The following is a 2,265-nucleotide window of genomic DNA, read 5'->3' as shown; positions in this document are numbered from 1 at the left end:
GAGGTCAACCGCCTGCTGCACAAGACCTTCATCACGCCGATCGACCGCGAGCAGATCCACGGCCTGATGAAGGTCTTGTGCAGCAGGCGGTTGACCTCGGCCGTCACCTTGTCGGCGGCGCGCTCGGCGGCGACCACCTGGTTGGCGTATTTCTCGCGCAACTCAAGATCGGCGTAGTTCTCGATCATCGCGATGAAGGCGCGGGCCCCTTCGACGATGTAAGCCGCATGCTGGTTGAAAAGCTCGAAAAAATTGCCTTCTTGCGGCAACAGCTTGCCAAACAGCATGGTCGGGTTCTCCAGGGAAACGGGGCACTGCGCCGCACTGTCACGGTTTTGTCACAAACAGCAGGCGCGAGTGTAGCGCCGGGTGTCAGCTGGGCTGCTCTGGTGACAGGTCGAACACCTCACGCCGGCCCTCGAACGCCGCCACGGCGTCGACCAGGGCCTGAAAGTCTTCTGTGCGCTCGACCGGGTTGAAGTGCTCGCTGTTGACCACCATCAGCGGCGCAGCATCAAAGGCCTGGAAATAATCGGCGTAGGCGTCACACAGCTTTTGCAGGTAGCCCGGCTCGATGCGCTGTTCCATCGCGATGCCGCGCTGGCGAATGCGCTGTGTCAGCGTGGTCGGCGTGGCCTGCAGCCAGATCACCAGGTCGGGTTTGGGCAACTGCTGCGACACCTGGGCGTACATCTGGCTGTAGAGGTGGTATTCCTCGTCGCTCAGATTCATGCGGGCAAAGAGCGCGTCTTTGTCGAGCATGAAGTCGCTGACCACGGCCTGTGAAAACATGCCCGGCTGCGCCAGCTCGCGCACCTGGCGCATGCGCTGGAACAAGAAGAACACCTGTGTCTGGAAGGCGTAGCCCGGCGCATCGGAATAAAAGCGCTCCAGGTACGGGTTTTCGTCGGCGCGCTCGAGCATGAGTTCGGCACCCAGGTGCGCGGCCAGTCGGCGCGCGAGCGAGCTCTTGCCCGCGCCGATCGGGCCTTCGATGGCGATGTGGCGAAAGCGCGCCAGACCGGGTGGCATCGGCATCAACCTGCTCAGTCACCGATGGCCGCATAGACCAGGTTGCGGAACAGCGCGCGCACTTCATCGCGCTGGCCCGGCGCCTGCACCATCAATACCGCGTACAGGTCTTCTTTCGGGTCGATGAAGAAGGTGGTGCCCGCCAGGCCACCCCAGAAATAAAGGCCCTCGGAGCCCGCCACCGGTGCAATTCCAGTCTGCAAGCGCACGGCAAATCCCAGGCCAAAACCATGGCCGGGTGGCAACAGGTCGCTCATGCTGGGCAGGCCGCCGAGGTGGTCGCTGGTCATCAACTCCACCGTCTTGCGGCTGAGCAGGCGGTGGCCATCGAGCTGGCCGCCGTTGATCATCATCTGGCAAAAGCGTGCGTAGTCGGCCGCGGTGGAAACGAGGCCGCCACCGCCCATGTCCATGGCCACCGGCGCGCGCACGTCGAGCACCTTGACCTCGGCTCCGCTGTCGGGGTCTAGCGCAAAGGGTTCGGCCAGGCGATGGAGCTGCGAGGCCGGCACGTGGAACCCGGTATCGACCATGCCCAGCGGCCCGAAGATGCGCGTTTGAAAAAAGTCGCGCAGCGGTTGGCCCGACACCACCTCGACCAGGCGGCCCAGCACGTCGGTGGCACGGCTGTAGTCCCACACCGTGCCGGGCTGGTACATCAGCGGCAGCGCGGCCAGGGCCTTGGAGAAATCTTCGCTGGTCCAGTCGCGTCGGTAGATCTTGGCGCGTGCGTAGAGCTTGCGAATCGGCGCCTCTGCCAGGATCTCGTAGGTGAGGCCCGAGGTGTGGCGCAGCAGGTCTTGCACCGTCATGGCGCAAGTCGCGGGCACGTGGTCGATCACACCGTCTTCCCGCACCACACCGACCGGCGTGTCCTTGAACTCGGGCAGGTACTTGGCCACCGGGTCTGACAGGAACAAGCGCCCTTCATCGAACAACATCATGGCGGCGACCGACACCACCGGCTTGGTCATCGAGTAGATGCGAAAGATGCTGTCGGGCCGCATGGCGTCGCCGCTGACCGGGTCACGCTGCCCCAGCGCCTCGAAGTAGGCCAGCTTGCCGCGCCGCACCACCATGACCACCACACCCGGCAAGCGCTGTTTGTCTTTCTGCTCGCTGAGTGCCGCGCTAAAGCGGTTGAGCCGGGCCCGGCTTAAGCCAAGCGACTCGGGGGCAGCACGTTCGGTCGCATCAATCATGGGGTCTCCAGTTTGTGAATGGCTTGATCGG

General features: G+C 64.0%; 3 protein-coding genes. All 3 read right to left on the bottom strand.

Going from position 1 to position 2,265, the window contains the following annotated elements:
* A partial coding sequence (locus tag RMO40_RS10300; protein WP_309720172.1) for a DUF47 family protein occupies positions 1–287 on the bottom strand: 287 nt, incomplete at its 3' end.
* 85 nt (positions 288–372) lie between these two features.
* A complete protein-coding gene (locus tag RMO40_RS10295; RefSeq protein WP_309720170.1) occupies positions 373–1,038 on the bottom strand; it encodes a deoxynucleoside kinase in 666 nt (221 codons plus the stop codon).
* 8 nt (positions 1,039–1,046) lie between these two features.
* Entirely contained in the window at positions 1,047–2,234 is a 1,188-nt protein-coding gene (locus RMO40_RS10290; protein WP_309720168.1) for a serine hydrolase, read from the bottom strand.
* Positions 2,235–2,265 lie beyond the last annotated feature (31 nt).

This window comes from Rhizobacter sp. (assembly GCF_031412075.1).
Taxonomy (GTDB): Bacteria; Pseudomonadota; Gammaproteobacteria; order Burkholderiales; family Burkholderiaceae_C; genus Rhizobacter.
Note: the sequence above shows the minus strand (reverse complement) of the source record. Positions and strands in the feature narration are given on the sequence as shown.